This is a genomic window from Streptomyces goshikiensis (genome assembly GCF_014650555.1).
In the GTDB taxonomy this organism is placed as follows: Bacteria; Actinomycetota; Actinomycetes; order Streptomycetales; family Streptomycetaceae; genus Streptomyces; species Streptomyces goshikiensis.
The window spans coordinates 33,262-60,228 of sequence record NZ_BMVE01000005.1; the positions used below are offsets into that span (position 1 = coordinate 33,262).

Below are 26,967 nucleotides of genomic sequence, written 5' to 3' on the forward strand. Positions count from 1 at the left end.
TTCGCCCCGCTCGGGTCGGAGCGTGGTCAGAGCTTGATGAGCACCTTCAGCGCGCTGCGGTCGTCCATCGCCCGGTAGCCCGCCGGGACCTCGTCCAGGGACACGGCGCGGTCGAACACCGGCGCGGGGTCGATCGCCCCGCTCAGGACGTCCTCCAGCAGCTCAGGGATGTAGGCGCGCACGGGTGCGACGCCGCCGCGCAGGGTGATGTTGCGGTCGAACATCACACCGAGGTCGAGGCCGGTGCCGCTGCCGTGCGGGACGCCGACGTAGCCGATGGCCCCGCCGTCGCGGGTGATGTTCACGGCGGTCCGCATGGACTGCTCGGTGCCGACGGCCTCGATGACCGCGTGGGCGCCCTGGCCGCCGGTGAGTTCGCGGACCGCCGCCTCGGCGGCCTCGCCGCGCTCGGCGACGACGTCGGTGGCCCCGAAGAGCTTCGCGATGTCGGTACGGACGGTGTGCCGGCCCAGGGCGATGATCCGCTCGGCGCCGAGCCGCTTGGCGGCGAGGACGCCGCACAGGCCGACCGCGCCGTCGCCGACGACCGCGACCGTGGAGCCCTTGCGGACCCCCGCGCCCAGGGCCGCGTGGTGGCCGGTGCCCATGACGTCGGAGAGCGCGAGCAGCCCGGTCAGCAGGTGCTCGTCGGAGGCCGCGTCGGCGGGGAGCTTGACGAGGGTGCCGTCGGCGTGCGGGACGCGGACGGCCTCGCCCTGGCCGCCGTCGTGGCCGACCGAGCCCCAGAAGCCGCCGTGCACGCAGGAGGTGTACAGGCCCTCGGAGCAGTAGTCGCAGGTGCCGTCGGACCACATGAACGGGGCGACGACGAGGTCGCCGGCGCGCAGGCCCGAGACCGCGGAGCCGGTCTCCTCGACGATGCCGAGGAACTCGTGCCCGATCCGCTGGCCGGGCTCGCGCGCGGCCTCGCCGCGGTAGGCCCACAGGTCGCTGCCGCAGATGCAGGCGCGCAGGACGCGGACGACGGCGTCCTCGGGCCGCCGGATCGCGGCGTCGGGCACCTCCTCCACGCGGATGTCGTTGGGGGCGTGGATGACGGTGGCGCGCATGGTGGTGCAGTCCTCCGGCTCGGGGGTGACGGGTCTTTTTGGGACCCGCCTACCGTACGCCTGTCCGACGGTCGGGTGTTCCGGTGGCCAGCAGGTACTGGGCCGCGAGGTACGTGGCCATGATCCACAGCTCCGGGCGGGGCAGCTGCGGCCACTCGGCGACCCCGCTCGCGATGAGCGTGTCGGAGAGCAGGAACAGCGCGCCGCCCACCCCGGCGCGCACGCCGAGGGCGCTGGAGCGGTAGGCCATGGCGGTGAGCAGCAGGCTGTAGCCGGCGACGGGGATGCGCAGGTCGGGCGGCAGGTCTCCCCAGAGCAGGCCGATGGTGGCGAGCAGGGCGACGGCGTACGCGGCGCCGAGCAGCGGGTTCGTACGGCCCCGGCCGAAGAGGACGAGGTAGCAGACGTGCCCGGCGGCGAAGGAGCCCATGCCGATGAGGAAGGCGGGGTCGGCGTCGAAGAGCAGGGCCAGGTCGCCGCCCCAGCCGAACAGCAGGGCGGCGATCAGCAGCCGGGGCGCCCGGCGGGTGACCATGTAGGCGACGAGCAGCGGCATCAGCAGCGGCTTGGCGATGACGTGCCCGAGGTCCCAGCCGGCCAGCAGCGCGCCGAGGTCGAGGGCGGCGGCCACGGCGAAGGCGCCGAGCAGCACCCGGGCGCCGAGGCCGTCGGCGACGGACACGACGGGGCGGGCCCAGGAGGGCGTACGGGATTCGGTGGTGCTCACGCGGCGTGCTCCGGGGCCTTCGCGGGTTCGGCGGCGCCGGTCGCGGCCGCCTCGGACGGGGTGGCCCGGTCGGCGGCGGGGGCTCCGGCCGGGGCTCCGGGCTGAGGAGGGACCGCGGCGGCGGGCGCGGCGGTGGCCGCGGCGGGCTGCCAGCCGGGGCCGCGGAAGACGCGCCCGGCGCGCTCGCTCCAGGTGCGGGCGGCCCGGACGTCGCGGGCGATGGCGGCGTACTCGTGGGTGGCCACCCGCAGCGGGTTGTAGGTGGCGATGTTCTTGGTGAGCCCGTACACGGGCCGCTCCGTCTCCCCCACCCAGGAGCCGAACATCCGGTCCCAGACGATCAGGATCCCGCCGTAGTTGCGGTCCAGGTACCCGCCCTGGGAGGCGTGGTGGACGCGGTGGTGGGAGGGGGTGTTGAAGACGTACTCGTAGGCGCGCGGCAGCTTCCCGATGCGCTCGGTGTGGACCCAGAACTGGTAGAGGAGGTTGATCCCGTAGCAGAAGGGGATCACCGCCGGGTGCACGCCGAGGGCCACCATCGGCAGGTAGAACCACCAGGTGGTGGCGCTGGTCCAGGGCTGGCGCAGGGCGGTGGTGAGGTTGAACCGCTTGCTGCTGTGGTGGACCACGTGGCAGGCCCACAGGATGCGGACGACGTGGTGGCCGCGGTGCTGCCAGTAGTAGAGGAAGTCCTGGGCGAGCAGCATCAGCGGGACGGTCCACCACAGGAACGGCACGCGCAGCGGGGTCAGCTCGTAGACCGCGGTGAAGACCGCGACGACCGGCAGCTTCCAGAGCAGGTCGAAGCCGATGCTGCCGAGCCCCATGCCGATGCTCGTGGCCGCGTCCTTGGCGTCGTAGCCGGCGGCGTCATCGTCGGGATGGAGCCGGTAGCTCACCATCTCGATGACGGTGAGCAGCACGAAGGCAGGTATGGACCACAGCACGACATCGGGCAGGTTCGGCATGACGGCACCATAGAGGCGCTGTCCGGGGTGCCGCTAGGGGTTGTTACCGATCGGTATCCGCCGATGTTACCGACGGTTCGATCCAGGAGCCTCCGACCGGGGCGGCGCGGGTCCGGCGGGAACCCGGACCGCCCCGGCGGGGGTCACCGGCCCGCCCGGTCACCCGCCCGGCCGCTCGCCCGCCCGGCCCGTCACCAGACGCGGACCGAGCCGCCGCGGGCGAAGGCCGGGCTGGTGGCCCCGGGCGGGACCTCCGTCAGCGGGACGGCGATCTCCGAGACCAGGGGGCCGTGCTTCGCCGCCACCGCGTCCAGCAGGGGCAGGTCGAAGCCGTAGACGCGGGCCGCATTGCCGCCCACCATGGCGGCGACCTCCGCGCGCGGCAGGCCCGCGTACGCGATGCGCAGCCCCTCGCGGGAGAACGGGGTGGTGCCCTCGTCGTGGGGGTAGTCACTGCCCCACATGATCTTTTCGAGGCCGATCCGCCCCCGCAGCGGAACCTCGTGCGGGCGCATGAAGCTGGCCCCCACGAAGCAGTTGTCCCGCCAGACCTCGCTCGGGCCCTTGCCCATGGACTCCGCCAGCCCCGCGCCGAACTTGGCCTCGGCGGTGGCCGAGGCCGCGACCAGCCGGCCGTGGTAGTAGTCCAGCATGTCGAGCACGCCCGGGATCCAGCCGGAGCCCTGCTCGGTCAGGACCAGCTTCAGGCCGGGGTGGCGGCGGAAGGCCCCGCCGAAGATCAGGTGCCACAGGGCCCGGTGCGAGAACCAGGTGGTCTCCACCATGAACACGGCCCGGGCCGCGGGTTCGTCGCCGAGCGGCGGGGAGGCCGAGCCGCCGTGGTGGTTGACCGGGACGTCCAGTTCGTCGCACACCGCCCAGATGGGGTCGTACGCCGCCGAGTGCAGCTCGGGGACCGTCGAGCCGGGCGGTACGCCGGGCAGCAGGATGCCGCCGGTCAGACCGGCCTGCCTCGCGCGGCGGATCTCCCGCACCGCGGCGTCCACGTCGTTGAGGAGGATCTGCGCCACGCCCGCCCGCCGGCCCGGCGCGTCCGCGCAGAAGTCGGCCAGCCAGCGGTTGTGGGCCTGGAGCCCGGCCCACCGCAGCGCGTAGTCCTCGGCCGTCGGGGGCTGGGCCATCAGCGAGCTCTTCGGGAAGAACGGCGGGATGGTGTTGGGGAAGAGGACTTCGGCGACGATGCCGTCCGCCTCCAGTTCCGCCAGCCGGCGCGCGGAGTTCCAGTTGCGGTCCGCGGTGTCCGCGAGCAGGTCCTCGTACGGATTCACGTATGAGGCCGCCCAGGCGTCGAACTCGTCGTGGTGACGCCTCTCCAGGTACGGCTTGTAGTCCAGCAGGTCGGCGCCCGCGTGGCAGTCCGCCGAGATCACCGTGTAGCGGTCCTCGGACGTCACGGGTTCACCCCCAGCACCGGGAACTCGTTGTCCGTGAGCCAGTGCCGGCCCACCTCGCGCGAGCGCGCCCAGGAGGCCTCCACCGCCGTCTGGTCGGCGGACTGGCCGAGTTCGGCCGGGGTCGGGCCGATCCGGCGGGCGATCGGTGCCAGCTTCGCGGTGTCGAAGCCGAGGACCTCCGCCGCGGCCAGGCCCAGCATCCGCCGGGTCTCGCCGACCGGGATGTCGTGGAAGGTGTTGCGCAGCCAGTTGCGGGTGTCGGGCCAGGTGCCCTCGGGGTGCGGGAAGTCCGAGCCCCACAGGATGTTGTCGACGCCGATCTCGTAGCGCTGCGCCAGCTCGCGGCGTTTGGTGTTGGTGGCGCAGACGAACACCTGGCGGTCGAGGTACTCGCTCGGCGGCCGCTTCAGCTCGGCGAACGGGGACAGCTTCTTGCCCCCGTGCGCGCCCAGGTAGAGCCGGTCCATGAACCACAGCTGGTTCGGCAGCCACCAGCAGCCCGCCTCGGCGACGCCGAACCTCAGGCCGGGGTGGCGCTCGAAGACCCCGGACCAGAGCAGGAACCAGAGCGGGCGGGCGGGCCACCAGGTGACCTCGGAGACGTAGATGCCGAGGTGGTCCCCGTACTCGTGGCGCGGCGCTGCGCCCGAGTGCGTGACGACGGGCATCGCCGTCTCGGCGGCCGCCGCCCACACCGGGTCGTAGCGGCGGTCGTGGTAGGGCGCCCGGTCCACCCACATGGAGGGGATCATCAGCGCGCCGAGCCCGGACTCCTTGGCCCGGTGTATCTCCGCGACCACCTTCGCGGGCTCGCCGGTGACGGGCAGCAGCGCGACCCCGCAGTGGCGTTCGGGGTTCGCGCCGACGAACTCGGCCAGCCAGCGGTTGTGCGCCTGCGCGCCCGCCATGCCGAGCTCGGGGTCCTGGTCGCCGGAGAGTCCGAGGCCCACCCCGAAGGGGGCGGCGGTCTGGCTGTCGACGGCGTCCGCGTCGGGGAAGACGACCTCGGCGGCCACACCGTCGCCGTCGAGTTCCTTCAGCCGCTGCCCGGTCTCCCAGCCGCCCCGCAGGCCCTCCTCGTGGTCGTGGAACCACTTCTGGGCGAAGGCCTCGTTGCGGATCCCCAGGCGGGTGGCCTCCTCGCGGCGGGCCTCGCGCTGGCCGAGGAACTCGTCGAACCGGTCGTGGAAGCGGGAGTCGAGGTAGGGGCGGTACCGCTCGGTGGGCAGCCCGGCGTGGCAGTCGGAGGAGATGATCAGGTACGGGTCTTCGTACGGGGTGTCGCTCACGGCGGACGCTCCTCAGTCGAGGATGAAGCTCTCCAGGTAGGCGGGGTTGGCGCGGTCGAGCATCGACCGCGACCGGGCGCGGATCTGGCGGTCGCTGTGCTCGCTCGCCGGCAGCATCCAGAAGCGGTCGGCGCGGATGCCGTCGACGACGTGCTCGGCGACCTCCTCGACCGGGGTGAAGTCCACCGCGTGGCCGGCCTCGCGCATCGCGGCCTCGTACTGGTCGAGGCTGCGGTACGGGGTCTTGCGCGGGCGCTCCTTCGCGTACCGCTCGGGCCGGTTGCGGTGCGACTCCCACAGGCCGGTGCGCAGCATGTGCGGTCCGGGGAAGAGGACGGAGGCGCCGACGGAGGCGCCCTCCGCCTTGAGGTGCGCGTACAGGGACTCGGTCATGGTGACCACCGCCGCCTTGGTGACGGCGTAGACGGAGGCGGTGGGCAGCGGGGCGATGCCGCCGTCGCCGGAGGAGGTGTTGACGACGTGGCCGGGGCCGCCGCCGGCGATCATGCGGGGGACGAAGGCCTGGATGCCGTGGAAGACGCCCCAGACGTTGACGGAGAAGGCCCATTTCCAGTCGTTGGGCTCGTGCTCCCACATCCGGCCCTCGGCGCCGGAGCCGACGCCCGCGTTGTTGCAGAGCACGTGGACGGCGCCGAAGGCCTCGTACGCGGCGTCCGCGAGGGCGGTGACCTCGGCGCGGTCGCTGACGTCGACGCGCCGGGCGAGGACCCGGGCGCCGTCGGCGGTCAGTTCGCCGGCCGCCTTGTGCAGGGCGGCCTCCTCCACGTCGGCGAGGACCACCTGCAGCCCTTCCGCGGCGAACCGGCGGGCCATGGCGAGGCCGATGCCGCTCGCGGCTCCGGTGACGACGGCCGTCTGTCCGGGTTCGAGCCGCATCTCAGACGCTCCCCTCGGGCGGGCCGTCCAGGATCTGGAGCGGGTCGTCGTAGCGCTGGTGGATGTACGGGAGCAGAGCCTGGGCGCTGACGCGTTCGGCGACCTTCCCCCTCTGGTCGGTGGTCTTCTCGCCGATGGTGATCTCCACGATCCGGCGGACGGGGAGGTCGGCGACGGGGTCGAACATCGACTCGCGCAGGACCACGTCACCGGTGATGTGCTCCAGCTTGCGGACCTTCTCGTTGCGGGTGACGTGCACGAGCACCGGGTCGGCGTCGAAGCCCGAACCGTCCACCGCCGGCAGGAACTTGAAGTAGAAGTCCGTCTTCGGGGCGGGCTCGGGCAGCGGCAGCGCCCGGTCCACCGCCCCGCGCACCTCGACGAAGGCGATCCCGTGCCGGGCGAGCGAGGCCCGTACGACGAGCCCCTCGCGCTCCACCGCGACCTCGCCCAGCTTCTTCGGCTCGCCGAACACCTCGCGGCCGCCGGTCAGGGCGCGCTCGTGGGTCATCGGCATCACCAGCGGGTACCAGCCCTCGACCCCGCCGTGCCGGGCGGCGACCGCCACCGAGCCGGCGCCGAGCGGATAGCCGGGCAGGTCGACCTTGCTGATGTTGGCCCGTACGAGGGGCCGTTCGGCGGGCTTCAGGGGCGGTGGCAGGACCGCCGCGATCACGTCCGGATCGCTCTCCCAGACGGCCACCACGCCGGTGGACCAGATGTCGGGGAGCTTGGCGCTCTTCTCGCGCGAGGCCGCGATCTCCGCCTCGGTGCGCGCTCCGTACCGGATGCGTGCCATGGGTGTACCACCCTTCGATCGAGTTCGTCCGGGGGTTCTGTAACACAGTTACACCGCTGCCGATGAAGGGTAAAGCCCCCTGCACGCACCAGAACTGACGTTCCGACAGATCGGCTGACGGCCATGACCAGAAGTGCGCTCACCCGAGACGAGGTGCTGGCGGCGGCCGCCGCCCTGGTCAAGCGGCACGGCCCGGCCGCCCTCACCATGCGGGGGCTCGCCGCCGAGCTGGGCACCGCCGTCACCTCCATCTACTGGCACGTCGGCAACCGCGAATCGCTGCTCGACGCCCTCGTGGAGCGGACCGTCCAGGACATGGGGGCGATCCGGCCGGTCGGCCGGACCCCCGCCGAGCGGATCGTGTCCGTGGCCCGGATCCTGCGCCGCGAACTGCGCGAGCGCCCGCACCTGATCGCGATGGTCCACGAACGCGGGCTCACCGAGCGGATGTTCCTGCCCGCCCAGCGGGCCCTGGTCCACGAGGTGCGCGCGGCCGGGCTGCGCGGGGCCCGGGCCGCCGACGCGGTGCGCGCGATCCAGTTCCAGATCGTCGGCTTCCTGCTCGTGGAGCGCAACCGCGAGCGCTCCCCCGCCCAGTCCCCCGCGGAGGGTGAACTCTGGGACCCCCGCGCCGCCCCCGACGACCCCGCACTGGCCCGCGCCCTGGCCCGCCCGGCGGATCCGGAGCGGCTGTTCCTGTTGTCCGTACGGGCCCTGGCGCAGGCCCTGCTGACCCCGGACGCGGCCGCCCCGCCGGCTTCCGGGTGACCCGGACCACGGCCGGCCGCGGTCCGGCGGGACCCGTCGCGGCGTCGGGGTGACGGCCGGAGAGACCCGTCGGGCCCCGTGTGTCAGTCAGTGCCGATATCCTCTGTGACCATGCTCGACGACCGTACGACCGCAGAGACGACCTGGCCGACCGCGTACCCCGAGGGGTACGCGGTCGTCGACGTGGAGACCACCGGGCTCGCGCGCGAGGACCGGATAGTCTCCGCGGCCGTCTACCGGCTCGACGCGCAGGGCAACGTGGAGGACCACTGGTACACCCTGGTCAACCCGCAGCGCGATCCCGGCCCGGTGTGGATCCACGGGCTCACCAGCGACATGCTCCAGGACGCGCCGCTCTTCAAGGACATCGCCGGGGAGTTCGCGGGCCGGCTCGCCGACCGGGTCCTCGTCGCGCACAACGCCATCTTCGACTGGCAGATGATCGCCCGGGAGTACGCCCGGGCCGAGGAGACCGCGCCGGTCCGTCAGCGACTGTGCACCATCGCCCTGTCGAAGGAGCTGAACCTCCCGCTGCCCAACCACAAGCTGGAGTCGCTCGCCGCCCACTTCGGCGTGGTCCAGCAGCGCGCCCACCACGCGCTCGACGACGCCCGGGTACTGGCGGAGGCGTTCCGTCCGTCGCTGCACGCCGCCGCGCGGGACGGCGTACGGCTGCCCCTGCTGGAGTGCCGCCCGCTGACGGAGTGGTCGGACTCCGCGGTCACCCCGCGCATCGGGTACCAGAGCTCGTACCGGGGCGGCGGCTGGCGGCCCTCGCGCAAGCGGCCGGCGTGCCCGCACCCGAACCCGGGGCGCTTCGAGGACGGCAAGCCGCTGAAGCAGGGCATGCGGATCGCCTTCTCGGGTGACACCTCGGTGGAGCGGGAACTGCTGGAGGACCGCGCGGTCGAGGCCGGGCTGCACATCGCGACGAGCGTGTCGCGGCTCACCAGCCTGCTGGTGACGAACGACCCCGATTCGGCGACGTCGAAGACGGTCAAGGCGAAGTCCTTCGGAACGCCCGTCGTCGACGAGGCGGCCTTCACCCAGCTGCTGCGGGACGTGGCTGCGGCAGACGGGTGAGCGTCGGGCGACTCGCCCGGCGACCGCTTTCCCGGTCCGCCCGTCGGGTCCCACCCTGTGGCGCATGGCACGTTGTGAGGTCTGCGGAAACGATTACGGCATGTCCTTCGAGGTGCACGCGCAGGGCGCCGTGCACGTCTTCGACTGCTTCTCCTGCGCCATTCACCGCATGGCGCCCATCTGCGAGCACTGCCGGGTCCAGATCATCGGACAGGGCGTCGAGGTCGAGGGCCAGTGGTTCTGCGGAGGGCACTGCGCCCGCGCCGAGGGGAAGGCGGGCATCATCGACCACGTCTGACGCTCCACCGCTCCGCGTCCGCCCCGCCCCGTCTCCCGCCGCCACGGCTTTCGGCCCCGGACGGCCACCCGGCCTCCGGGGTCCTCACGGCGGGGGGTACCGTCGTGGGCGTGTACCGCTTTGTACTGACCCGGCAGTGGGTGTGCCTCACCCTCGTGACCCTCGCGCTCATCCCCGCGATGATCAAGCTGGGGTTCTGGCAGTTCCACCGCCATGAGCACCGGGTCGCGCAGAACGAGCTGATCGCGACGAACCTGAGCGCGAAGCCCGTGGCGATGACGGACATCACCTCCCCCGGGCACGTCGTCCCGCGCTCCGACTACTGGCGGGCGGTCACCGCCACCGGTACGTACGACTCCGCGCACGAGGTCGTCGTCCGGATGCGCACCGACAACGACGACAAGGTCGGCTTCCACGTCCTGACCCCGCTGGTGCTGGCCGACGGCCGGGTGGTGCTGGTCAACCGCGGCTGGGTGGCGGGCGGCGACGACCCGCGCGCGTATCCGCCGGTGCCGGCGGCGCCCTCGGGCGAGGTGACGGTGACCGGGCGGCTGAAGGCCGACGAGACGAGCGGCGGCAGCGGGATCAAGGAGCGCAAGGGCCTGCCGGACCGCCAGGTGATGCTGATCAACAGCGGGCAGCAGGCGGAGTACCTGGGCAAGTCCGTGCTCGGCGGCTACCTGGAACTCACCGCCCCGGTCCCGGCGGACGGCAGCCCCGAGGTGGTCGCCGAGCCCGACCACGACTCGATCGGCCCGCACATGGCGTACGCCGTGCAGTGGTGGCTGTTCGCGGCGGCGGTACCGGTGGGCTGGGTGATCCTCGTGCGGCGGGAGCGGCGCGACCTGGAGGCGGCGAAGGCCGCCGGCGCGGACGAGGCCTCGGGCGCCGAGCGGGAGCCGGCGCCGAGCGCGTAGCGTGTCGGCATGGATCTTGGACTGAAAGACCGTGTGTACGTCGTCACCGGCGCCACCCGGGGGCTGGGTTACGCCTCGGCGCGCGAACTGACGGCCGACGGAGCGAAGGTCGTCGTGACCGGGCGGGACGCTGCGCGGGCGGCCGAGGCGGCGGCCTCGCTCGGCCCGAACGCGGTGGGTGTCGCGGCGGACAACGCCGACCCGGCGGCGGCGGCCACGCTGATCGCGACGGCGAAGGAACGCTTCGGCCGCTTCGACGGCATCCTGATCAGCGTCGGCGGCCCGGCGCCGGGGGCCGCGGCGGACAACACCGACGAGCAGTGGGCGACGGCGTTCGAGTCCGTCTTCCTGGGCGCGGTCCGCCTGGCGCGGGCGGCCGCGGGCGAGCTGGGCGAGGGCGGGGTCATCGGCTTCGTCCTGTCGGGCTCCGTCCACGAGCCGATCCCCGGCCTGACCATCTCCAACGGCCTGCGGCCGGGCCTGGCGGGCTTCGCGAAGTCCCTCTCGGTGGACCTCGGCCCGCGCGGGATCCGGGTCGTGGGCCTGCTCCCGGCGCGCATCGACACCGACCGGGTGCGGGAGCTCGACGCGCTGTCGGGCGACGCGGGGGCCGCGCGGACGGCGAACGAGTCCCGCATCCCGCTGCGGCGCTACGGAACCCCGGAGGAGTTCGGGCGCACGGCGGCGTTCGTCCTGTCCCCGGCGGCGTCTTACCTCACGGGCCTGATGCTCCCCGTCGACGGCGGCTCCCGCCACGGCTTCTGACCGCTCGCCTCGCCGGGCAGGTCTCACCCACCCCGCCCGGGCCGCGTGTCCGCTCCTCGGCCGGGGCGCGCGGTGCCCGCGCGCCTCAAGACCCCTGGGGCTCAAAACGCCGGCGGGGCTGGGAGATCCAGCCCCGCCGGCGTTTGAGGCGCGGGGTCAGGTGACGCGGGCCGCGCGGTGGGAGGAGACCTTGAGGCGGGCTTCCGCGGGGAGGGCGGGGAGACCCGACGAGGTGCGGGCGTGGGTCAGGACCGGCCCGGCCAGCGCGGCCAGCGCATCGGCCGGGACCGCGTGCGGCTCCAGCTCCATCGCGACCCGCAGGCTCGGGGATCCCCGCCGCCCCCGCAGCGCGACCCGGCAGGAGGCGACCCCGTCGACCGCCCCCGTCTCCGCTGCCACCGCCGCTTCCAGCGCCCGCCCCCGCAGCACCGCGTACGCCCCGTCGCCCGTGTCCACCTCCACCGCCGCCAGCCGCGAGCGCCGCAGTTGGGCCAGCAGCCACCACAGCGCCAGCAGCACGCACACCGCCAGCCCGGCCATGACGGCCCACCACCACCAGCCCTCGGCATGCCAGTGCAGCCGCCGGGTCCGGGCCGCCAGCAGCGGCGCGTGCCGCCCGCCCAGCGGCCGGAACCCGGTCAGCAGGACGGCGCCCGCCGCGAGCAGCAGCAGGCCGAAGATCCCGAGCAGGATCCGGTTCACCACCCCGAGCGTCCGCATCCGCATCCCGTCACTCCTTTCCCCGGCGGACCCGCACCCGCGCCGGCAGCGGACGCGCGAGGCCCAGTTCCTCGACGGCGACGGCGAGCACCCCGTCCAGGTCGGTCCGTACGTCCTCCAGCTCGCGGAAGTGCGACGTGGCCCGGACCTTGACGCGGCGCCGGCCCGCCTTGACCCGGGCCGACCGCACCCCGGAGACCTCCATCGCCCGGTCCCGCAGCACCAGCGCGGCGGCCTTCCGCCCGAGCCCGGCCCGCACTCCCGCTCCCGCGCCCTCCGGCGCCCGCATCATGAGGATCCCGCGCAGCCCCGGCGCGATCGCCAGCACCAGCAGCACCAACCCGGCCAGTGCCAGCACCCCGCCCGCGATCAGCACGGCCGTGTCCGCCGGGGTGTGCCGGTCGAGTTGGCGGGCGAGCTCCTGGCGCCAGCGCATGCCGGGCCGGTGCGCCCGTACCGCCGCCAGGTCGTACAGGAACAGACAGGCGACCGCGAGGATCACGAGCGCGGTCAGCGCGGCGGGCACCCGCCGGACCGACCAGAACCGGCGCGGAGGCGCATGCCGAGGAGAATCCTGATCCTGATCCCGATGCCGAGCAGGCGACCCCGCCGGGGCCGTCACAGCAGCCCCCGGTCCCGGCCGGCGCCCGGCCGGGTGTGCCTGGAGTGCAGTTGCTCGACGTCGATGTCCACGTCGGGCACGGACATGCCCGCGCACTGCTCGACGCGGTGGACGACCTGGCGCCGGACGTCCGCGCACTGGGCGGCGACGTCGGACGGGTAGGCGAGCTCCAGGCTCACCCGTACCCGCGCGATGTCATGGTGCACCGTCACGGTGGCGTGCGGCGGGGCGCCGTCCGTCGGCGGGGAGCCGGCGAGCGCCTCCCGGGCCGCCTGCGCGGCGATCTTGGCGACGACCCGGTCGGCGATCCGCGTGGCTCCCAGCTCGCCGGGCGGCACGCGGGGCGGCGTGGCCCGTGGCGTGCTCACCGGCGCCGGTCGCCGCGGTCGTGCCGGTCACCGCGTTCCTCGCGGTCGCGGGGGCGGAACACATCGCCGGCGTGCAGGTCCCCGTCGAGGAACCGGCCGCCGATGAAGCCGACGGCGCCGAGCGCCGCCACCAACAAGAAGGCCCCGAAGCCGCCGAAGTACCCGGCGAATCCCAGCGCCATGCCGGCCAACAGGCCGGCAACCGCCATGCTCATGCGGACTCCTCTGGCTCCTCGTGGCTACTGGAGCCGGGATTCCGGCTCTTCGTCTTCCTCGTCGGGCAGCTTGACGTCGCTCACCGCGATGTTGACCTCGACGACCTCCAGGCCCGCCATCCGCTCGACGGACGAGATGACGTTCTCACGGACCGCCCGGGCCACGTCGCGGATCGACACGCCGTAGTCGACGATGATCTCCAGGTCGAGGGCCGTCTGGACCTCGCCGACCTCGGCCTTGACGCCACGGGAGGCGGAGGATTTCGCCCCGCCGGGCACCCGGTCGCGCACGGCGCCGAACGTACGGGAGAGGGCGTTGCCGCTGCCCATGGCGTGCACGCCGGCCACCTCGCGCGCGGCGAGTCCGGCGATCTTCTCGACGACGCCGTCGGAGATGGAGGTGCGACCCCGGTCGGCGGGGTACTTGAGGTCCTTGGCGGGCTTGGCTGCGCCCCCGGATACGGATTCACTCATCGCGTGTCCCTTCGCGTGGATGGGCTCACTCACCACCGTAAGCGCGCGGAGCCACCGCCGCGCCGGGGACTACTCCGGTCGGCCCGGTCCACCCGCCCGGCGCCGCGTGGCGTCGCTTCGCGGCGCGCCGCGCCACGGGAGGCAGTTGACCTCAACCATGGTCGAGGTCGGAGAGTGGGTACGCGATCGGGGCCGCGGGCCCCGGCGCCGTTACGAGACGGGGGAAGCCATGCGGGCGATACGGGTGGACGGGTACGGCGGTCCGGAGGTCCTGGCCGAGGTCGAGCTGGCGGACCCGGAGCCGGCGCCGGGCGAGGTGGTGCTCCGGGCGGAGGCCGTGGACACGATCTACGTGGAGACCCAGATCCGCGGCGGCTGGGGCGAGGCCTTCGGGATCGCGCCGCCGTACGTGCCGGGCGGGGCGGCGGCGGGCACCGTGGTCGCGGTGGGCGAGGGCGTCGCCCCGGGCTGGCTGGGCCGCCGGGCGGTGGCCGGGCCGGGCACGAAGGGGACGTACGCGGAACTCGTCCGGGTACCGGTGGAGCTGCTGGTCGCGGTTCCCGACGGGCTGGGCCCGCGGGAGGCGGCGGCGCTGGCGCACGACGGGGTGACGGCGACGGGGATCGCCGAGGCCGCCGGGATCAAGCCGGGCGAGCGGGTGCTGATCCTGGGCGCGGCGGGCGGCATGGGCACCCTGCTGGTGCAGCTCGCGGTGGCGGCGGGCGCGGTGGTGGTGGGCGCGGCGCGGGGCGAGCGGAAGCTGGCGCTGGTCCGGGAGCTCGGCGCGGAGCCGGTGGACTACACGGAGCCCGGCTGGACCGAACGGGTCGGCGGCCCCGTGGACGTGCTGCTGGACGGGGTCGGGGGCGAGCTGGGCCTGGCGGCCTTCGGGCTGGTCCGCGACGGGGGCCGGGTCTCGGCGCACGGAGCTCCGAGCGGCGGGTTCGCCGAGCTGGACCTCGCGGAGGCGGAGGCGCGGGACATCGCGGTGCGGGGCATCGCGGACGTGCAGTTCCCGCCGGAGGAGATCGTCCGGCTGGCGGAGGCGGCGTTCGCCGGGGCGGCGGCGGGCCGGCTGCGGCCGGTGATCGCCCGCACCTTCGCCCTCACGGACGCCGCCGCGGCCCACCGCGCGATCGAGGCCCGCGAGATCCCGGGCAAGGCCCTGCTGATCCCGTGACCGGGCCCGCCACGACGGCCCGGCCCGGCACGTACCCGGCCGGGCACGCGCCCGGGCCCCGCCCGGCGGTGCGCCGTACGGGGCCCGGGCAGGGACGGTCGTCAGTCGGAGAGGCCCGCCAGGTCCCGCAGGCGCCGGGCCTGGGCCGCGCGCTCGGCGTCGCGCTGCGCGTCGTAGGGGCGCGACAGGGCGTCGCGGAGCAGCGCCTTGGTCTCGATCACCGCGGCGCGCGGCGGAGCCACGAGTGCCGTGGTGAGGTCGGACACCGCGGCGTCGAGTTCCGCCGCCGGGACGACCAGGTTGGCGAGACCGATCCGCTCCGCCTCCTCGGCGTGCACGGATCGGCCCGTCACGCAGATCTCCAGCGCGCGGGCGTAGCCCACCAGAGAGGCCAGCGGCTGGGTGCCGGCCAGGTCGGGGACCAGGCCCAGGCTGGTCTCGCGCATGGCGAACTGCGCGTCGTCGGCGACGACGCGCAGGTCGCACGCGAGCGCGAGCTGGAAGCCGGCGCCGATCGCATGCCCCTGCACGGCGGCGACGGTGATGAGGTCATTGCGCCGCCACCAGGTGAAAGCCTCCTGGTACTCGGCGATGGTGGAGTCGAGCAGCTCGTCGGTGCCGCGCGCGAGCTCGATGAAGGACGGCTCGCCCTCGAAACCCTCGGGCGTGAACGCCTGCCGGTCGAGGCCCGCGGAGAAGGACATGCCTTCGGCGCGCAGCACGACGACGCGGACAGTGCCAGGCAACGACCGTCCGGCCTCCGCCAAAGCCCGCCAGAGCGCGGGGGACTGAGCGTTTCGCTTGGCCGGATTGGTCAGTGTCACCGTGGCGACCGTGTCATCGACGGTGAGCCGTACGCCGTCCTTGTCGAGCAGAGCCATCGCTACGCCTCCGGTGTGCAGTCGGCCGCGAGCACGGCCTAAGTGACTGCACAGTAACCACCCGGTCGGCCATGGAGCCGACCGGGGGTCACCGAAGGAATCGCGTTGAAGCCCGGATCACGAGCGTAGAGCTGGAGATGGAACTGGGGCTGAGTCTTGAGTCGGCGTAGCGGACCGCGACCCCGACCCCGACCCCTGGCCTGACGGCCAGGGCCTGGGTCAGAGCGAAGCCGCCTTCTTGCCGCGCGTCGCGCCACCGCGGCCGCGCAACACGACTCCGGACTCGCTGAGCATCCGGTGGACGAATCCGTAGGACCGGCCGGTCTCTTCGGCCAGTGCCCGGATACTCGCACCGGAGTCGTACTTCTTCTTCAGGTCTGCCGCGAGCTTGTCGCGCGCGGCGCCGGTTACCCGGCTGCCCTTCTTCAGAGTCTCGGCCACCCGTGCCTCCTCATGGGAAGTGCGCTCTGGACTTCTCATGATCACCCCTCCCCGGCTTCCTGGCCACCCATTCAGCAAGGTCGGTACGGCCGCATTTCCCGAGGAGTGGACACACAAGCAGAACGGAATCTCCCCTTCCGCTGCATGACTTCCGTCACACTTCCGCGACCTCGCGGGGAATCGCCAGGTCAGGGGGCGGACGCCGGAAAAACAGCGGCCCCGGTCGCGTACCCGCGGGGGTACGGCCGGGGCCGTCGTACAGGGTGCGACGGTATGAGACCGCCTCACTCAGATGATGGATCACACGTGGGCCGAATGATCCATAAGGAACTGGATCACCCGGCCGGACGGGATCAGGCGAGGGTCACGAGGTCCCGGTAGTCCGGGCCCCACAGGTCCTCCACGCCGTCCGGGAGCAGGATGATCCGCTCCGGCTCCAGCGCCTCCACCGCGCCCTCGTCGTGGGTGACGAGGATGACCGCGCCCTTGTACGTGCGCAGCGCGCCCAGGATCTCCTCGCGGCTGGCCGGGTCGAGGTTGTTGGTGGGCTCGTCGAGCAGCAGCACGTTCGCGGAGGAGACCACCAGCGTGGCCAGGGCCAGCCGGGTCTTCTCACCGCCGGACAGCACGCCCGCCGGCTTGTCCACGTCGTCGCCGGAGAACAGGAAGGAGCCCAGCGTCTTGCGCACGGCGACCAGGTCCAGGTCGGGTGCGGAGGAGCGCATATTCTCCAGGACCGTGCGCTCCGGGTCCAGGGTCTCGTGCTCCTGGGCGTAGTAGCCGAGCTTGAGCCCGTGCCCGGCGGTCACGACGCCGGTGTCCGGCTTCTCGGTGCCCGAGAGCAGCCGGAGCAGCGTGGTCTTGCCGGCGCCGTTGAGGCCGAGGATGACGACGCGGGAGCCCTTGTCGATGGCCAGGTCGACGTCGGTGAAGATCTCCAGCGAGCCGTACGACTTCGACAGGCCCTCGGCGGTCAGCGGGGTCTTGCCGCAGGGCGCCGGGTCCGGGAAGCGCAGCTTGGCGACCTTGTCGGAGACGCGGACGGCGTCCAGGCCGGCGAGCAGCCGGTCGGCGCGCTTGGCCATGTTCTGCGCGGCGACCGTCTTGGTGGCCTTGGCGCGCATCTTGTCGGCCTGCGAGTTCAGGGCCGCGGCCTTCTTCTCCGCGTTCTGGCGCTCGCGCTTGCGGCGCTTCTCGTCGGCCTCGCGCTGCTGCTGGTAGAGCTTCCAGCCCATGTTGTAGACGTCGATCTGGGCGCGGTTGGCGTCCAGGTAGAAGACCTTGTTCACGACGGTCTCGACGAGGTCGACGTCGTGGGAGATCACGATGAAGCCGCCGCGGTAGTTCTTGAGGTAGTCGCGCAGCCACACGATGGAGTCGGCGTCGAGGTGGTTGGTCGGCTCGTCGAGCAGCAGGGTGTCGGCGTCCGAGAAGAGGATCCGGGCGAGCTCGACGCGGCGGCGCTGACCACCGGAGAGGGTGTGCAGCGGCTGGCCGAGGACCCGGTCGGGGAGGCTCAGGGCGGCCGAGATGGTCGCGGCCTCGGACTCGGCGGCGTAGCCGCCCTTGGTGAGGAACTCGGTCTCCTGGCGCTCGTACTGCCGCAGCGCCTTCTCGCGGGTGGCACCGGCGCCGGTGGCGATGCGCTCCTCGTTGGCGCGCATCTTCTTGATCAGTACGTCGAGGCCGCGCGCGGAGAGGATCCGGTCGCGGGCGAGCACGTCGAGGTCACCGGTGCGCGGGTCCTGCGGGAGGTAGCCGACCTCGCCGGAGCGGGCGATGGAGCCGCCGGCGGGCAGGCCCTCGCCCGCGAGGCACTTGGTGAGGGTCGTCTTGCCCGCTCCGTTGCGGCCGACCAGGCCGATGCGGTCGCCCTTGGCGACGCGGAAGGAGGCGGACTCGATGAGGACGCGGGCGCCGGCGCGCAGCTCGATGCCGGTGGCGGTGATCACGGAAATACTCCAGGGCGGGGTGGGGACGGCGGAAGGCAGGACGCGAAGCTTCGACGCCGCTAATCCGCGAGGAGATTTGCCATGGGATTCATTCTACCGGGCGTGCGCAACCAGTTTCCGGGCCGCCGGGCGGCCCGCGGCCGCCGCCCGGCGTCCCCCGTTCGGCTCAGCGGCGCCGTCCGGCGCCCTGGGGCGCGTATCAGGACGTACGGGTTGATACTCGCCGCAGGGCAGCGGACACGCGGATGCGAGGCGGTGCGGGATGCAGTTCGACGACGACGCCAATCTGGACACGTCCGAGGTCAAGGACGCGCGCGGCAGTCGGATCCCGGGCGGCCGGGCCACGATCGGCGGCGGTCTGGTGGGCCTGGTCGCGCTGATCCTGGGACTGCTCTTCGGGGTGGGCCCGGACCAGCTGGGACTGTCGGAGGGGAGCCCCGATCCCGCGGCGACCTCCTCCTCGGTGGCGCAGGTGCAGCAGACCTGCCGGACGGGCCGGGACGCGAACACGCGCGACGACTGCCGGCTGGTGGCCGTGGTCAACAGCACCCAGGACTTCTGGAAGCAGGAGTTCCAAAGGCGCGGCGGCCGCTACAGCCCGGCGTCGACGGTCTTCTTCACCGGCCGCGTGAACACCGCCTGCGGGACGGCCACCTCTGCGGTCGGCCCCTTCTACTGCCCCGCCGACCGGCAGGTCTACCTGGACCTGGGGTTCTTCAACGAGCTGCGCTCGCAGTTCGGGGCGAGCGGCGGGCCCTTCGCCCAGGCGTACGTCGTCGCCCACGAGTACGGGCACCACATCCAGAACCTGACCGGCACCCTCCAGAAGGCCCAGGACGGGCGGCAGGGCGCGAACAGCAACGCGGTCAAGGTCGAGCTCCAGGCCGACTGCTACGCCGGGGTGTGGGCGCGCAACGCGACGCGGACCCCGGACGAGTCCACGGGCAAGCCGCTGATCACCCGGTTGACCGACGAGGACATCAGGGACGGCCTGGACGCGGCGGCGGCGGTCGGCGACGACCGGATCCAGGAGAAGTTCCAGGGGCGGGTCACCCCGGAGTCCTGGACGCACGGCTCGGCGGAGCAGCGCCAGCAGTGGTTCTACCAGGGGTACCGGACCGGTGACATGGCCCAGTGCAACACCTTCCGCTGACTGTCAGCGGCACCTGCCATGCTGTGCCGTGGGTCACAGTCACGTACTCACGAGAGGGGAGTGATCGTCATGGCGGGCGTTCCGGCCGTCTATCCCACACTGGTCTTCGCCGATGCGAAGGCGGCGATCAAGCTGCTGACCGAGGCGTTCGGATTCACCCAGGTCGCGGTGTACGAGGGCGACGACGGCTCCGTGGTCCACGCGGAGCTCGCGTACGGCAACGGCATGGTGATGCTGGGCAGCAAGGGCCGGGGCGGGGCCTTCGACAAGGCCATGACGGATGCGGGACCGTCCGGCGTCTACGTGGTGGTGGAGGACGTCGACGCCCATCACCGGCGGGCCGCGGAGCACGGCGTGGAGATCCTGATGGAGCCCACCGACCAGGAGTACGGCTCCCGCGACTACATGGCGCGGGACGGGGAGGGCAACATCTGGAGCTTCGGGACGTACGCGCCGCAGGTCTGACTCCGCCGCGGCGCGTCCGTCCGTACGCCGGTCCGCGCTCCCGCGTTCCCTAGCTCCTTAGACGCCGCCGGTGTGGACCTGGAAGGCGGCCCGGCGCACCGCCTTGGCCAGGGCCGGGTCGGGGTGCGCGGCCGCCAGGGCGACCAGGACCTGCACGGTGCGGGGGTGGCCGACCGCGCGGACCTCGTCCAGCAGCCGCGGGACGGTGGTGCGGACCGCGGAGTCCAGGTGCCGGGCCAGCAGCTCGGCCTCGCCGTGGTCGGCGATGGCCGCGGCGGTGTCGACCCAGAGCCAGGTCGACTCCTCGGCGGTGAGGACGTCCTGGGCGTCGTCGGGGTCCACTCCGTCGTGCTCGGCGAGCCAGAGCAGGGCGTAGGGCCGCAGCGCGGGTTCGCGCACGGCGGCGCGCACCTCGGGCTCGGCCGGGGCGCCGACCACGCGGAGCGCTTCGAAGGCGAGCCCGCGCAGCAGGGCGTCCTCGCCGCGGGCCGCCTGGAGCAGCTCGGTGACGGCGTGGCCGACGGGCCGGGCGGCGAGCCAGGCCTGGTACTCGGCGCGGGCCGGTCCGGGGGTGAGCCGGGCGCAGCCGTGCAGCATGGCGGCGGCGGACTGCTCGATGTTCCCGGCCGGGCTCTGCGCGGCCACGCAGATCTGCTCCAGCTTGACCCAGACGGCCCAGCTGCCGAGCGGTGTGAGGGCGGCCCGGGCGGGGCCGAGGGTGACGGCGTCCACGGCGGCGAGCCCGCCGAGCGCCCAGCGCAGCAGGCGGGCGAGCGGGACGGCAGCGGCGGCGGCCGGAACGGAGTCGGCCGACCCGGAGGTGCCGTTGGAGTCGGGGGTCTCCTGCGCCGGGGCGTCGTAGGGGACTTCACAGCGTTCGTCGCGCAGCTCGGCGACCCGCTGGCCCAGCAGGTCCAGCAGGTCGGGCACGGTCACGGGACCGGCGGACAGCTGGAGCAGGGACAGCAGTTGGGGCATCGCCTCGACCACCTCGGCGACATCCGCCGGGGCGATGTCGGCGGGGGCCGGGTGGACCAGCGACCAGGCGTCGAAGAGCGCGACCCAGCCGCGCAGCACGGCGGTGTCGTCGCGGTCCCAGGCGCGCAGCCGCCAGCCGGGCCGGGCGTGGCCGCCGTGCACCTCGACCAGGCCGGCGAGCCGGGCGCGGTCCCAGCCGACCCGGATCTGGCCGTGTGTCAGGCCCAGTTCAACGGCCGCGCGTTCGACGTCGGCGGTGGGCAGCGCACCCGCCGGTGCGGGCCGTCCCCCGTCGCCCGCGCCGAGGTGCAGCTCGGCCCAGCGGGTCAGCCGTACCGCGTCGGCGAGCGAGGCGCGGGCCCTGCTCGCCAGCTCGGCGGTAGCGGGCGTGCCCGCCGGAGGCCGGGAGGCGGAGCGGGCGCGCCGGTCCGTCACCGCCTTGCGGGCCGCGGCGACGGAGCGCGGGGAGACGAGTCGGAGTCTGGAGTCGCGAGCCAACTGCTCATCAGGCTTTCGGGACGTCACGGAAGCAGTCTCGCCCGTCACTGGCCGAAAGCCCAAACGGAATGGGGTGTTACCACTGGTCGACAGGGGTGCAGATCAGGACAACCCGGCCTCCCCGCCCCGCATGTGACAGCAGCTTCACCGCGGCGTCACACGCCCCGGTGAGGGCGGTGTCACATAAGAGAGGGGTCACATGAGCGGGGTCAGGAAGCGGCGCAGCGCCTCCTCGTAGCGCGCCGGATCGGCGTTCCACATCGCTCCGTGCGGGGCGTCCGGGACGGTCTGGAGGGTGACGAGGTCCGGCCGCGCATCGGCGAGCCGGCGGGAGGGCTCCCAGGGGGCGAGGGTGTCGTCCGGGCCGTGGAAGATCAGGACGGGCATCTTCAGCGCGCCGGGATCCGCGCCGGGGCCCTGCCGGTCGGCCGCCCGCAGCCCCGCACGCCCCTCGGCGGCCCGGACCGCGAACGGCAGCAGCGCGGCGGGGGTGTGGCGGGCGGCCACGAGCGCGCGCAGGGTGGCGTGCCAGTCGAGCACCGGCGAGTCCAGCACCAGCCCGGCGATCCGCCCGGCCAGTGCCGAGCGCTCGGCGGCGTGCAGGGCCATGGCGGCTCCGGTGGACCAGCCGTGCAGGACCACGCGGCGGGCGCCGTAGCGCAGGGCGTAGCGGATGGCGGCGTCCAGGTCCCGCCACTCGGACTCACCGAGGTGACCGAGCCCGTCCGGGGAGGCGGGGGCGCCGAGGTCGCCCCGGTAGGCCAGGTCGAGGACCGGCAGCCGGAGGCCGTGGAGGAAGGGCATGACCACCATCGGGTGCTCGCGGCCGGCGCCGAGCCCGTGGGCGGTGATCACCCAGGTGTCGCGGACGCCGGGCACGAACCAGGCGGGCAGCGCGCCGAGCTCCCCCGGGATGTCCACGTCGGCGTGGTCGAGCCCGAGGGCGGTGCGCGGATCGCCGAGGTGGACCTGGGGCGTGAGGGTGACGCGGGCGCCGGAGGCGAGGCTGCCGTGGGTGACGGCGAGGAGCTCGCGGACGACGGTGTCGGGGCCGTGCGGGACGCCGGTGACGACGGGGCCGACCACCGCGTGCACCCCGGGCGCGGTCAGTCCGTACGTACCGGGCCGGAGGGAGGCGAGCGAGCGGGTCAGCGTGACCCGGCCGGCGGCTGCGCCGTGGACGGTGAGTCTGCGCCCGCCCGGCAGCGGGCGGCCGGGGTGCGGCCGCAGGGCCGCGTCCGCCGCGTACCGGCCGGCGGCGATCGCGGCCGCCCCGGCTCCCAGGAGCGTCGTCGTGACGGCCGCGGCCGTCACCGTTGCTGTACGCACGGCTTCAGTGTCGGCGGGCAGGGCCGGGACGGCCACCGGAACTGCTCCGTCCGCCGCGTGTTCCGGCGCCCGTTCCACCGATAAGCGGAAGGAGCGCGGGGGCGGGGCCGCAGCCACCGGCCGCGAGGAGTGATCTAGGTCTCAGCGAGGGCTCCGGGTGATCACCGAACGCGCCAGGGGCGCCACCCGGAGGAGTTCACAGACCCGCCCCTGACGTGCATTAATCGATATATCTACGGTGGAATCCGGACGAAGGTCACGATGACGGGACGGGCCGCTCCACCGCGCCGCCCATCCCAGTTCACCTTCCGTTCATCCAGGTTGCCTACGGTCGCCCTGCCAATGACGCCAAACAGAAGCCTGGGTAAATGGAGCACATAACGCTTCTCCTCGGGATCGTGATCATCACCGCTCTCGTGTTCGACTTCACGAACGGTTTCCACGACACAGCCAACGCGATGGCCACCACCATCTCGACCGGCGCCCTCAAGCCCAAGACTGCGGTCGCCATGTCGGCCGTGCTCAACCTCGTCGGCGCGTTCATGTCCGTGGAGGTCGCCAAGACGATCTCCAAGGGCCTGATCAACGAGGAGGGCATCCAGCCTGAAGTGATCTTCGCGGCCCTGGTCGGCGCGATCCTCTGGAATCTGGTCACCTGGCTGGTCGGTCTTCCCTCCAGCTCCTCCCACGCTCTGATGGGCGGTCTGATCGGTGCCGCGGTCGCCTCCGCCGGCATCGGTGCGGTCAACGGCAGCGTCGTCGTCACCAAGGTGCTGATCCCCGCCGTCGCCGCCCCGATCGTGGCCGGTGTGGCCGCGATGCTGGCCGCCCGGCTCACGTACAAGCTCGGCGGCAAGGTCGGTGAGCGGACCTCCACCAAGGGCTACCGCGCCGGCCAGATCGCCTCGGCCGGTCTCGTCTCCCTCGCGCACGGCACCAACGACGCGCAGAAGACGATGGGCATCATCACCCTCGCGCTCGTCGCGGGCGGCGCCCTGGAGTCGGGTGCGAACCCGCCGGTGTGGGTCATCGTCTCCGCCGGTCTGGCCATCGCGCTGGGTACGTCCCTGGGCGGCTGGCGCATCATCCGGACCATGGGCAGCGGCCTGACCGACCTGCAGCCGCAGCAGGGCTTCGCCGCCCAGACCTCGGCCGCCAGCGTCATCCTCGCCTCCTCCAGCCTGGGCTTCTCCCTCTCCACCACCCACGCCTGCTCGGGCGCCGTCATGGGCGCGGGCCTCGGCCGCAAGGGCGGTGTGGTCCGCTGGTCCACCGCGACCCGCATGTTCATCGCCTGGGGCCTGACGCTTCCGGCCGCCGCGCTGGTCGCCTCCGGCGCCGAGCTGGTCATGCGCACCGGTGACGTCGGCGTCGCCGCCGTCGCGGTCTTCCTGGTCGCCTCCTGCTTCGCCATCTGGGTCATCTCGCGCCGCCAGGTCGTCGACCACCACAACGTGAACGAGGTCGAACCGGCCGCCGTCGAGGAGCCGGGCGTCGTCACCACGGCGATGGCAGCCGTCACCGTCCCGCCGACCGTCGCCGCCGCGGGCACCACCGCCGCCGTGACGGACGAGGACCTGAAGGCCACCATCCCGGCGGCCGCCCCGACCCCCGCGGCTCCGGCCGCGGCGGTCTGACCCCGAGAACGACAGAGGATTCAGCGGTATGAAGATCGACTGGGAAGCACTCGGCTCCGTCTTCGGGGTCAGCCTCTCCGCCACCGTCGCCCTCGTGGCCCTGTTCACCCTGGGCCTGGTGGGCCTGTCCAAGCACGAGGCCGCCACCGAGCAGGGCGGGGCCGCCACCCTGGCCCGCAGCGGGGCGTACGCCTGCTTCGCCCTCTGCGCGGCGGCCGTGACGTACGGGTTCTACCTGATCGTCGCCTGACCCACCTCGTGCGCGAGCGCTCCCTCCGGATCTTCCGGGGGGAGCTTTCGCATGCCGCCGGCGCCGCCGTGTGACATGTCTCGCCGCAGGTCAACTGCGAGTTGACGGGCATTCGCACTGCGTGGTGGACTGCCCGAGCCAATACGGCGGCATGGAGAGGAAGTCCGGTGCGAATCCGGCGTGGTCCCGCCACTGTCACCGGGGAGCACCCGCCGCGCGGGTGCCCCGGGAGCCAGGAACTCTCGCCGCCGGACACGTCGAACCAGGGCGCGGACCCTGAGTGAGGACATACCTGCCACCATGCGTGCCGATCGCGTCTACGCGTACGGCGCCGCGGCGGGCCTGATCGGCGACCGGATCCTCGGAGATCCGCGCCGAGGGCACCCCGTGGCCGCCTTCGGACGAACCGCCGCCGCCGTCGAGCGCGCCCTGTGGCGTGACGACCGCGCCCGGGGCGCCGTGCACACCCTGGTGTGCGCCGGTGGCGCCGCCCTCGTCGGTGCGCTGGGCGCCCGCGCCGTGCGCTCCCGGCCCGCGGCGGCCCGTATCGCCCTGACCGCCGCCGCCACCTGGGCCGTCGTGGGCGGCACCTCCCTGGGCCGCGAGGCCCGCGCCATCGGCGGGGCCCTCGCCGCCGGGGACGCCGAGGTGGCCCGCGAGCGGCTGCCGCACCTGTGCGGGCGCGACCCGCAGGCGCTGGACCAGCAGCAGATGGCCCGCGCCGTGGTGGAGTCCGTCGCCGAGAACACCTCCGACGCGGTGGTCGGCGCCCTGGTCTGGGGCGCGCTCGCCGGCGTGCCCGGGCTGCTGGCCTTCCGCGCCGTGAACACCCTGGACGCGATGGTCGGCCACAAGTCCCCCCGCTACCTGCGCTACGGCTGGGCCTCGGCCCGGCTCGACGACCTCGCGGGCTGGCCCGGCGCCCGGCTGACGGCGCTGGCCGCCGTACTGGCCGGCCCCGACCGGCGGGGGGCCGTACGGGCCTGGCGCGCGGACGCCGCCCGGCACCCCAGCCCGAACGCGGGGCCGGTGGAGGCCTCGTTCGCGGGGGCGCTCGGCGTACGGCTGGGCGGAACCCTGGCGTACGGCGGCCGGGTCGAGCACCGGGCCGTGCTGAACGGCGAAGCCGGGCGGCCGGTGGAGGTCGCGGACATCGAGCGGGCGGTACGGCTGTCGCGGCAGGTGACGTGGCTGGCACTGGGTACGTGCGTGGCACTGCGGTGCGCGGTGTCGCGCCGGACGGGGAAGGGGCGCGCATGAGCGGCGCGAAGCGGGGCGGGGGACTCCTCGTCGCCGGAACGACATCGGACGCGGGCAAGAGCGTGGTCACGGCCGGCATCTGCCGCTGGCTGGTCCGCCAGGGCGTCAAGGTGGCGCCGTTCAAGGCGCAGAACATGTCGCTGAACTCGTTCGTGACGCGCGAGGGCGCCGAGATCGGGCGGGCGCAGGCGATGCAGGCGCAGGCCGCGCGCGTGGAGCCGACGGCGCTGATGAACCCGGTGCTGCTCAAGCCGGGCAGTGACCAGAGCAGCCAGGTGGTGCTGCTGGGCAAGCCGGTGGGCGAGATGAGCGCGCGCGGCTACCACGGGGGCCGCCAGGAACGGCTCCTCGGTGTGGTCACGGACTGCCTGGAGCAGCTGCGGGGCACGTATGACGCCGTGATCTGCGAGGGGGCGGGCAGTCCGGCCGAGATCAACCTGCGTCGGACGGACATCGTGAACATGGGGATCGCGCGGGCCGCGCGCTTCCCGGTGGTCGTGGTCGGCGACATCGACCGGGGCGGCGTCTTCGCGTCGTTCTTCGGGACGACGGCGCTGCTCTCCCCCGAGGACCAGTCGCTGATCGCCGGCTACATGGTGAACAAGTTCCGCGGCGACGTCTCGCTGCTGGAGCCCGGCATGGAGATGCTGCGCGGGCTGACGGGGCGGGCCACGTACGGCGTGCTGCCGTTCCGGCACGGGCTGGGCATCGACGAGGAGGACGGGCTGCGCGTCTCCCTGCGGGGCTCCGTCCGCGAGTCGGTGGTGGCCCCGCCGGTCGGCGAGGACGTACTGCGGGTCGCGGTGTGCGCGGTGCCGCTGATGTCGAACTTCACGGACGTGGACGCGCTCGCGGCCGAGCCGGGGGTCGTGGTGCGGTTCGTGGACCGGGCCGAGGAACTGGCCGACGCGGACCTGGTCGTCGTACCCGGCACCCGCGGCACGGTGAAGGCCCTGCGGTGGCTGCGGGAACGCGGCCTCGCGGACGCGCTGCTGCGGCGGGCCGCCGAGGGGCGGCCGGTCCTGGGCATTTGCGGGGGCTTCCAGGCGCTGGGCGAGCACATCGAGGACGAGGTCGAATCGCGGGCGGGATCCGTGGAGGGGCTCGGGCTGCTGCCGGTACGGGTCCGCTTCGAACGGGAGAAGACCCTGGCGCGCCCGGTCGGCTCCGCGCTGGGCGAGCCGGTGACGGGGTACGAGATCCACCACGGGGTCGCCGAGGTGCTGGGCGGGGAGCCGTTCCTGGACGGGTGCCGGGTGGGGTCGGTGTGGGGCACGCACTGGCACGGCTCGCTGGAGTCGGACGGCTTCCGGCGGGCGTTCCTCCGCGAGGTGGCCGCAGCCGCCGGGCGCCGCTTCGTCCCGGCCCCCGACACGTCCTTCGGGGCGCTGCGCGAGGAACAGCTGGACCTGCTGGGCGACTTGATCGAGGAACACGCCGACACGCGTGCGCTGCTGGAGCTGATCGAGACCGGAGCCCCGCCCGGCCTCCCGTTCCTCCCCCCGGGCGCGCCGTGACCCGCCACGACGCCCCGCGGGGGGCCGGCGT

General features: G+C 73.6%; 29 protein-coding genes and 1 riboswitch. Of the genes, 12 read left to right on the top strand and 17 right to left on the bottom strand.

Annotated elements, in window-relative coordinates:
- Positions 1 to 26 precede the first annotated feature (26 nt).
- The 7 genes from IE248_RS16430 to IE248_RS16460 form a co-directional block, all read right to left on the bottom strand.
- Entirely contained in the window at positions 27 to 1,070 is a 1,044-nt protein-coding gene (locus tag IE248_RS16430) for a zinc-dependent alcohol dehydrogenase family protein (RefSeq protein WP_073798853.1), read from the bottom strand.
- Between the two features lie 49 nt (positions 1,071 to 1,119).
- The gene (locus tag IE248_RS16435; protein WP_079196341.1) at positions 1,120 to 1,797 is read right to left on the bottom strand and encodes a lysoplasmalogenase; all 678 of its coding nucleotides are present in this window, start codon (positions 1,795 to 1,797) and stop codon (positions 1,120 to 1,122) included.
- Positions 1,794 to 2,765, bottom strand: coding sequence for a sterol desaturase family protein (locus IE248_RS16440; protein WP_190031057.1), 972 nt, complete (start codon positions 2,763 to 2,765; stop codon positions 1,794 to 1,796). The genes IE248_RS16435 and IE248_RS16440 overlap by 4 nt, the downstream gene beginning before the upstream one ends.
- A 191-nt stretch (positions 2,766 to 2,956) precedes the next feature.
- Complete coding sequence (locus IE248_RS16445; protein ID WP_073798855.1) at positions 2,957 to 4,180, bottom strand: amidohydrolase family protein; 1,224 nt, start codon at positions 4,178 to 4,180, stop codon at positions 2,957 to 2,959.
- The gene (locus IE248_RS16450) at positions 4,177 to 5,469 is read right to left on the bottom strand and encodes an amidohydrolase family protein (RefSeq protein WP_190031058.1); all 1,293 of its coding nucleotides are present in this window, start codon (positions 5,467 to 5,469) and stop codon (positions 4,177 to 4,179) included. Before IE248_RS16450 ends, IE248_RS16445 begins: the two co-directional genes overlap by 4 nt.
- Before the next feature lie 12 nt (positions 5,470 to 5,481).
- Entirely contained in the window at positions 5,482 to 6,366 is an 885-nt protein-coding gene (locus tag IE248_RS16455) for an SDR family NAD(P)-dependent oxidoreductase (protein WP_100583379.1), read from the bottom strand.
- 1 nt (position 6,367) lies between these two features.
- A complete protein-coding gene (locus IE248_RS16460; protein WP_073798858.1) occupies positions 6,368 to 7,165 on the bottom strand; it encodes an acetoacetate decarboxylase family protein in 798 nt (265 codons plus the stop codon).
- 123 nt (positions 7,166 to 7,288) lie between these two features.
- Here IE248_RS16460 and IE248_RS16465 point away from each other — a divergent pair, with 123 nt between their 5' ends.
- The 5 genes from IE248_RS16465 (at position 7,289) to IE248_RS16485 (ending at position 10,996) form a co-directional block, all read left to right on the top strand.
- On the top strand, positions 7,289 to 7,933 hold the full coding sequence (locus IE248_RS16465) for a TetR/AcrR family transcriptional regulator (RefSeq protein ID WP_190031059.1): 645 nt from the start codon (positions 7,289 to 7,291) through the stop codon (positions 7,931 to 7,933).
- Positions 7,934 to 8,038: 105 nt separating this feature from the next.
- Positions 8,039 to 9,016 (top strand): DEDDh family exonuclease, encoded by a 978-nt coding sequence (locus IE248_RS16470; protein WP_037794852.1) that lies wholly within the window; start codon positions 8,039 to 8,041, stop codon positions 9,014 to 9,016.
- A 64-nt stretch (positions 9,017 to 9,080) separates the two neighbouring features.
- Positions 9,081 to 9,314, top strand: coding sequence for a metallothionein (locus IE248_RS16475; protein ID WP_008743243.1), 234 nt, complete (start codon positions 9,081 to 9,083; stop codon positions 9,312 to 9,314).
- A 110-nt stretch (positions 9,315 to 9,424) separates the two neighbouring features.
- Complete coding sequence (locus tag IE248_RS16480; protein ID WP_073799008.1) at positions 9,425 to 10,231, top strand: SURF1 family cytochrome oxidase biogenesis protein; 807 nt, start codon at positions 9,425 to 9,427, stop codon at positions 10,229 to 10,231.
- A gap of 9 nt (positions 10,232 to 10,240) precedes the next feature.
- Positions 10,241 to 10,996: an SDR family oxidoreductase gene (locus IE248_RS16485; RefSeq protein WP_008743245.1), complete on the top strand. Its 756-nt coding sequence runs from the start codon at positions 10,241 to 10,243 to the stop codon at positions 10,994 to 10,996.
- A gap of 156 nt (positions 10,997 to 11,152) precedes the next feature.
- Here the strand turns inward: IE248_RS16485 and amaP are convergent, their stop codons facing one another.
- Genes amaP through IE248_RS16510 form a run of 5 tightly spaced genes read right to left on the bottom strand, consistent with a single transcriptional unit; the run spans position 11,153 to position 13,395 of the window.
- A complete protein-coding gene (amaP, locus tag IE248_RS16490) occupies positions 11,153 to 11,722 on the bottom strand; it encodes an alkaline shock response membrane anchor protein AmaP (RefSeq protein WP_373301525.1) in 570 nt (189 codons plus the stop codon).
- A gap of 4 nt (positions 11,723 to 11,726) precedes the next feature.
- Positions 11,727 to 12,338, bottom strand: a complete 612-nt coding sequence (locus IE248_RS16495; RefSeq protein WP_073798860.1) for a DUF6286 domain-containing protein — start codon at positions 12,336 to 12,338, stop codon at positions 11,727 to 11,729.
- Positions 12,335 to 12,706, bottom strand: a complete 372-nt coding sequence (locus IE248_RS16500; RefSeq protein WP_073780609.1) for an Asp23/Gls24 family envelope stress response protein — start codon at positions 12,704 to 12,706, stop codon at positions 12,335 to 12,337. Before IE248_RS16500 ends, IE248_RS16495 begins: the two co-directional genes overlap by 4 nt.
- Positions 12,703 to 12,921, bottom strand: a complete 219-nt coding sequence (locus IE248_RS16505) for a hypothetical protein (protein ID WP_008743249.1) — start codon at positions 12,919 to 12,921, stop codon at positions 12,703 to 12,705. The genes IE248_RS16500 and IE248_RS16505 overlap by 4 nt, the downstream gene beginning before the upstream one ends.
- A gap of 24 nt (positions 12,922 to 12,945) precedes the next feature.
- Positions 12,946 to 13,395 carry an Asp23/Gls24 family envelope stress response protein gene (locus tag IE248_RS16510; protein WP_073798861.1) on the bottom strand — a complete coding sequence of 150 codons (450 nt, stop codon included), beginning with the start codon at positions 13,393 to 13,395 and terminating at the stop codon, positions 12,946 to 12,948.
- Between the two features lie 229 nt (positions 13,396 to 13,624).
- Here IE248_RS16510 and IE248_RS16515 point away from each other — a divergent pair, with 229 nt between their 5' ends.
- The gene (locus IE248_RS16515) at positions 13,625 to 14,575 is read left to right on the top strand and encodes a zinc-binding dehydrogenase (protein ID WP_037797360.1); all 951 of its coding nucleotides are present in this window, start codon (positions 13,625 to 13,627) and stop codon (positions 14,573 to 14,575) included.
- A gap of 101 nt (positions 14,576 to 14,676) precedes the next feature.
- On the opposite strand, the gene IE248_RS16520 is transcribed toward IE248_RS16515, so the two are convergent.
- The 3 genes from IE248_RS16520 to IE248_RS16530 all read right to left on the bottom strand — a co-directional run bounded on the left by IE248_RS16520 (position 14,677) and on the right by IE248_RS16530 (position 17,849).
- On the bottom strand, positions 14,677 to 15,456 hold the full coding sequence (locus tag IE248_RS16520) for an enoyl-CoA hydratase/isomerase family protein (protein ID WP_037794862.1): 780 nt from the start codon (positions 15,454 to 15,456) through the stop codon (positions 14,677 to 14,679).
- A 219-nt stretch (positions 15,457 to 15,675) separates the two neighbouring features.
- Positions 15,676 to 15,897, bottom strand: coding sequence for a helix-turn-helix domain-containing protein (locus tag IE248_RS16525; protein WP_008743254.1), 222 nt, complete (start codon positions 15,895 to 15,897; stop codon positions 15,676 to 15,678).
- 353 nt (positions 15,898 to 16,250) lie between these two features.
- Entirely contained in the window at positions 16,251 to 17,849 is a 1,599-nt protein-coding gene (locus IE248_RS16530; protein ID WP_008743256.1) for an ABC-F family ATP-binding cassette domain-containing protein, read from the bottom strand.
- Between the two features lie 262 nt (positions 17,850 to 18,111).
- Here IE248_RS16530 and ypfJ point away from each other — a divergent pair, with 262 nt between their 5' ends.
- Together ypfJ and IE248_RS16540 are read left to right on the top strand one after the other, a co-directional pair.
- Complete coding sequence (gene ypfJ / locus IE248_RS16535) at positions 18,112 to 19,002, top strand: KPN_02809 family neutral zinc metallopeptidase (protein WP_190031060.1); 891 nt, start codon at positions 18,112 to 18,114, stop codon at positions 19,000 to 19,002.
- A gap of 69 nt (positions 19,003 to 19,071) precedes the next feature.
- Positions 19,072 to 19,467, top strand: a complete 396-nt coding sequence (locus IE248_RS16540) for a VOC family protein (RefSeq protein WP_037794869.1) — start codon at positions 19,072 to 19,074, stop codon at positions 19,465 to 19,467.
- 57 nt (positions 19,468 to 19,524) lie between these two features.
- Here the strand turns inward: IE248_RS16540 and IE248_RS16545 are convergent, their stop codons facing one another.
- Both IE248_RS16545 and IE248_RS16550 read right to left on the bottom strand, forming a co-directional pair.
- A complete protein-coding gene (locus tag IE248_RS16545) occupies positions 19,525 to 20,970 on the bottom strand; it encodes a hypothetical protein (protein WP_373301526.1) in 1,446 nt (481 codons plus the stop codon).
- 168 nt (positions 20,971 to 21,138) lie between these two features.
- Entirely contained in the window at positions 21,139 to 22,272 is a 1,134-nt protein-coding gene (locus IE248_RS16550; protein ID WP_190031061.1) for an alpha/beta hydrolase, read from the bottom strand.
- A gap of 368 nt (positions 22,273 to 22,640) precedes the next feature.
- Here IE248_RS16550 and IE248_RS16555 point away from each other — a divergent pair, with 368 nt between their 5' ends.
- From IE248_RS16555 to IE248_RS16570, 4 genes are all read left to right on the top strand, one after another.
- A complete protein-coding gene (locus IE248_RS16555) occupies positions 22,641 to 23,909 on the top strand; it encodes an inorganic phosphate transporter (protein WP_073798864.1) in 1,269 nt (422 codons plus the stop codon).
- 28 nt (positions 23,910 to 23,937) lie between these two features.
- Positions 23,938 to 24,159, top strand: a complete 222-nt coding sequence (locus IE248_RS16560; protein WP_037797364.1) for a hypothetical protein — start codon at positions 23,938 to 23,940, stop codon at positions 24,157 to 24,159.
- 156 nt (positions 24,160 to 24,315) lie between these two features.
- Positions 24,316 to 24,401, top strand: a riboswitch (cobalamin riboswitch).
- Positions 24,402 to 24,459: 58 nt separating this feature from the next.
- A complete protein-coding gene (locus IE248_RS16565; protein WP_190031062.1) occupies positions 24,460 to 25,419 on the top strand; it encodes a cobalamin biosynthesis protein in 960 nt (319 codons plus the stop codon).
- A complete protein-coding gene (locus IE248_RS16570) occupies positions 25,416 to 26,936 on the top strand; it encodes a cobyric acid synthase (protein WP_190031063.1) in 1,521 nt (506 codons plus the stop codon). Before IE248_RS16565 ends, IE248_RS16570 begins: the two co-directional genes overlap by 4 nt.
- Positions 26,937 to 26,967: the final 31 nt, after the last annotated feature.

Bases quoted from the DNA above. Each gene is read 5' to 3' on its own strand.
- IE248_RS16460 (WP_073798858.1), bottom strand. From the start codon at position 7,165: ATGGCACGCATCCGGTACGGAGCGCGCACCGAGGCGGAGATCGCGGCC.
- ypfJ (WP_190031060.1), top strand. From the start codon at position 18,112: ATGCAGTTCGACGACGACGCCAATCTGGACACGTCCGAGGTCAAGGAC.
- IE248_RS16505 (WP_008743249.1), bottom strand. From the start codon at position 12,921: ATGAGCATGGCGGTTGCCGGCCTGTTGGCCGGCATGGCGCTGGGATTC.
- IE248_RS16565 (WP_190031062.1), top strand. From the start codon at position 24,460: ATGCGTGCCGATCGCGTCTACGCGTACGGCGCCGCGGCGGGCCTGATC.
- IE248_RS16465 (WP_190031059.1), top strand. From the start codon at position 7,289: ATGACCAGAAGTGCGCTCACCCGAGACGAGGTGCTGGCGGCGGCCGCC.
- IE248_RS16475 (WP_008743243.1), top strand. From the start codon at position 9,081: ATGGCACGTTGTGAGGTCTGCGGAAACGATTACGGCATGTCCTTCGAG.
- IE248_RS16455 (WP_100583379.1), bottom strand. From the start codon at position 6,366: ATGCGGCTCGAACCCGGACAGACGGCCGTCGTCACCGGAGCCGCGAGC.
- IE248_RS16560 (WP_037797364.1), top strand. From the start codon at position 23,938: ATGAAGATCGACTGGGAAGCACTCGGCTCCGTCTTCGGGGTCAGCCTC.
- IE248_RS16520 (WP_037794862.1), bottom strand. From the start codon at position 15,456: ATGGCTCTGCTCGACAAGGACGGCGTACGGCTCACCGTCGATGACACG.
- IE248_RS16570 (WP_190031063.1), top strand. From the start codon at position 25,416: ATGAGCGGCGCGAAGCGGGGCGGGGGACTCCTCGTCGCCGGAACGACA.
- amaP (WP_373301525.1), bottom strand. From the start codon at position 11,722: ATGCGGATGCGGACGCTCGGGGTGGTGAACCGGATCCTGCTCGGGATC.
- IE248_RS16515 (WP_037797360.1), top strand. From the start codon at position 13,625: ATGCGGGCGATACGGGTGGACGGGTACGGCGGTCCGGAGGTCCTGGCC.
- IE248_RS16430 (WP_073798853.1), bottom strand. From the start codon at position 1,070: ATGCGCGCCACCGTCATCCACGCCCCCAACGACATCCGCGTGGAGGAG.
- IE248_RS16510 (WP_073798861.1), bottom strand. From the start codon at position 13,395: ATGAGTGAATCCGTATCCGGGGGCGCAGCCAAGCCCGCCAAGGACCTC.
- IE248_RS16540 (WP_037794869.1), top strand. From the start codon at position 19,072: ATGGCGGGCGTTCCGGCCGTCTATCCCACACTGGTCTTCGCCGATGCG.
- IE248_RS16485 (WP_008743245.1), top strand. From the start codon at position 10,241: ATGGATCTTGGACTGAAAGACCGTGTGTACGTCGTCACCGGCGCCACC.
- IE248_RS16555 (WP_073798864.1), top strand. From the start codon at position 22,641: ATGGAGCACATAACGCTTCTCCTCGGGATCGTGATCATCACCGCTCTC.
- IE248_RS16440 (WP_190031057.1), bottom strand. From the start codon at position 2,765: ATGCCGAACCTGCCCGATGTCGTGCTGTGGTCCATACCTGCCTTCGTG.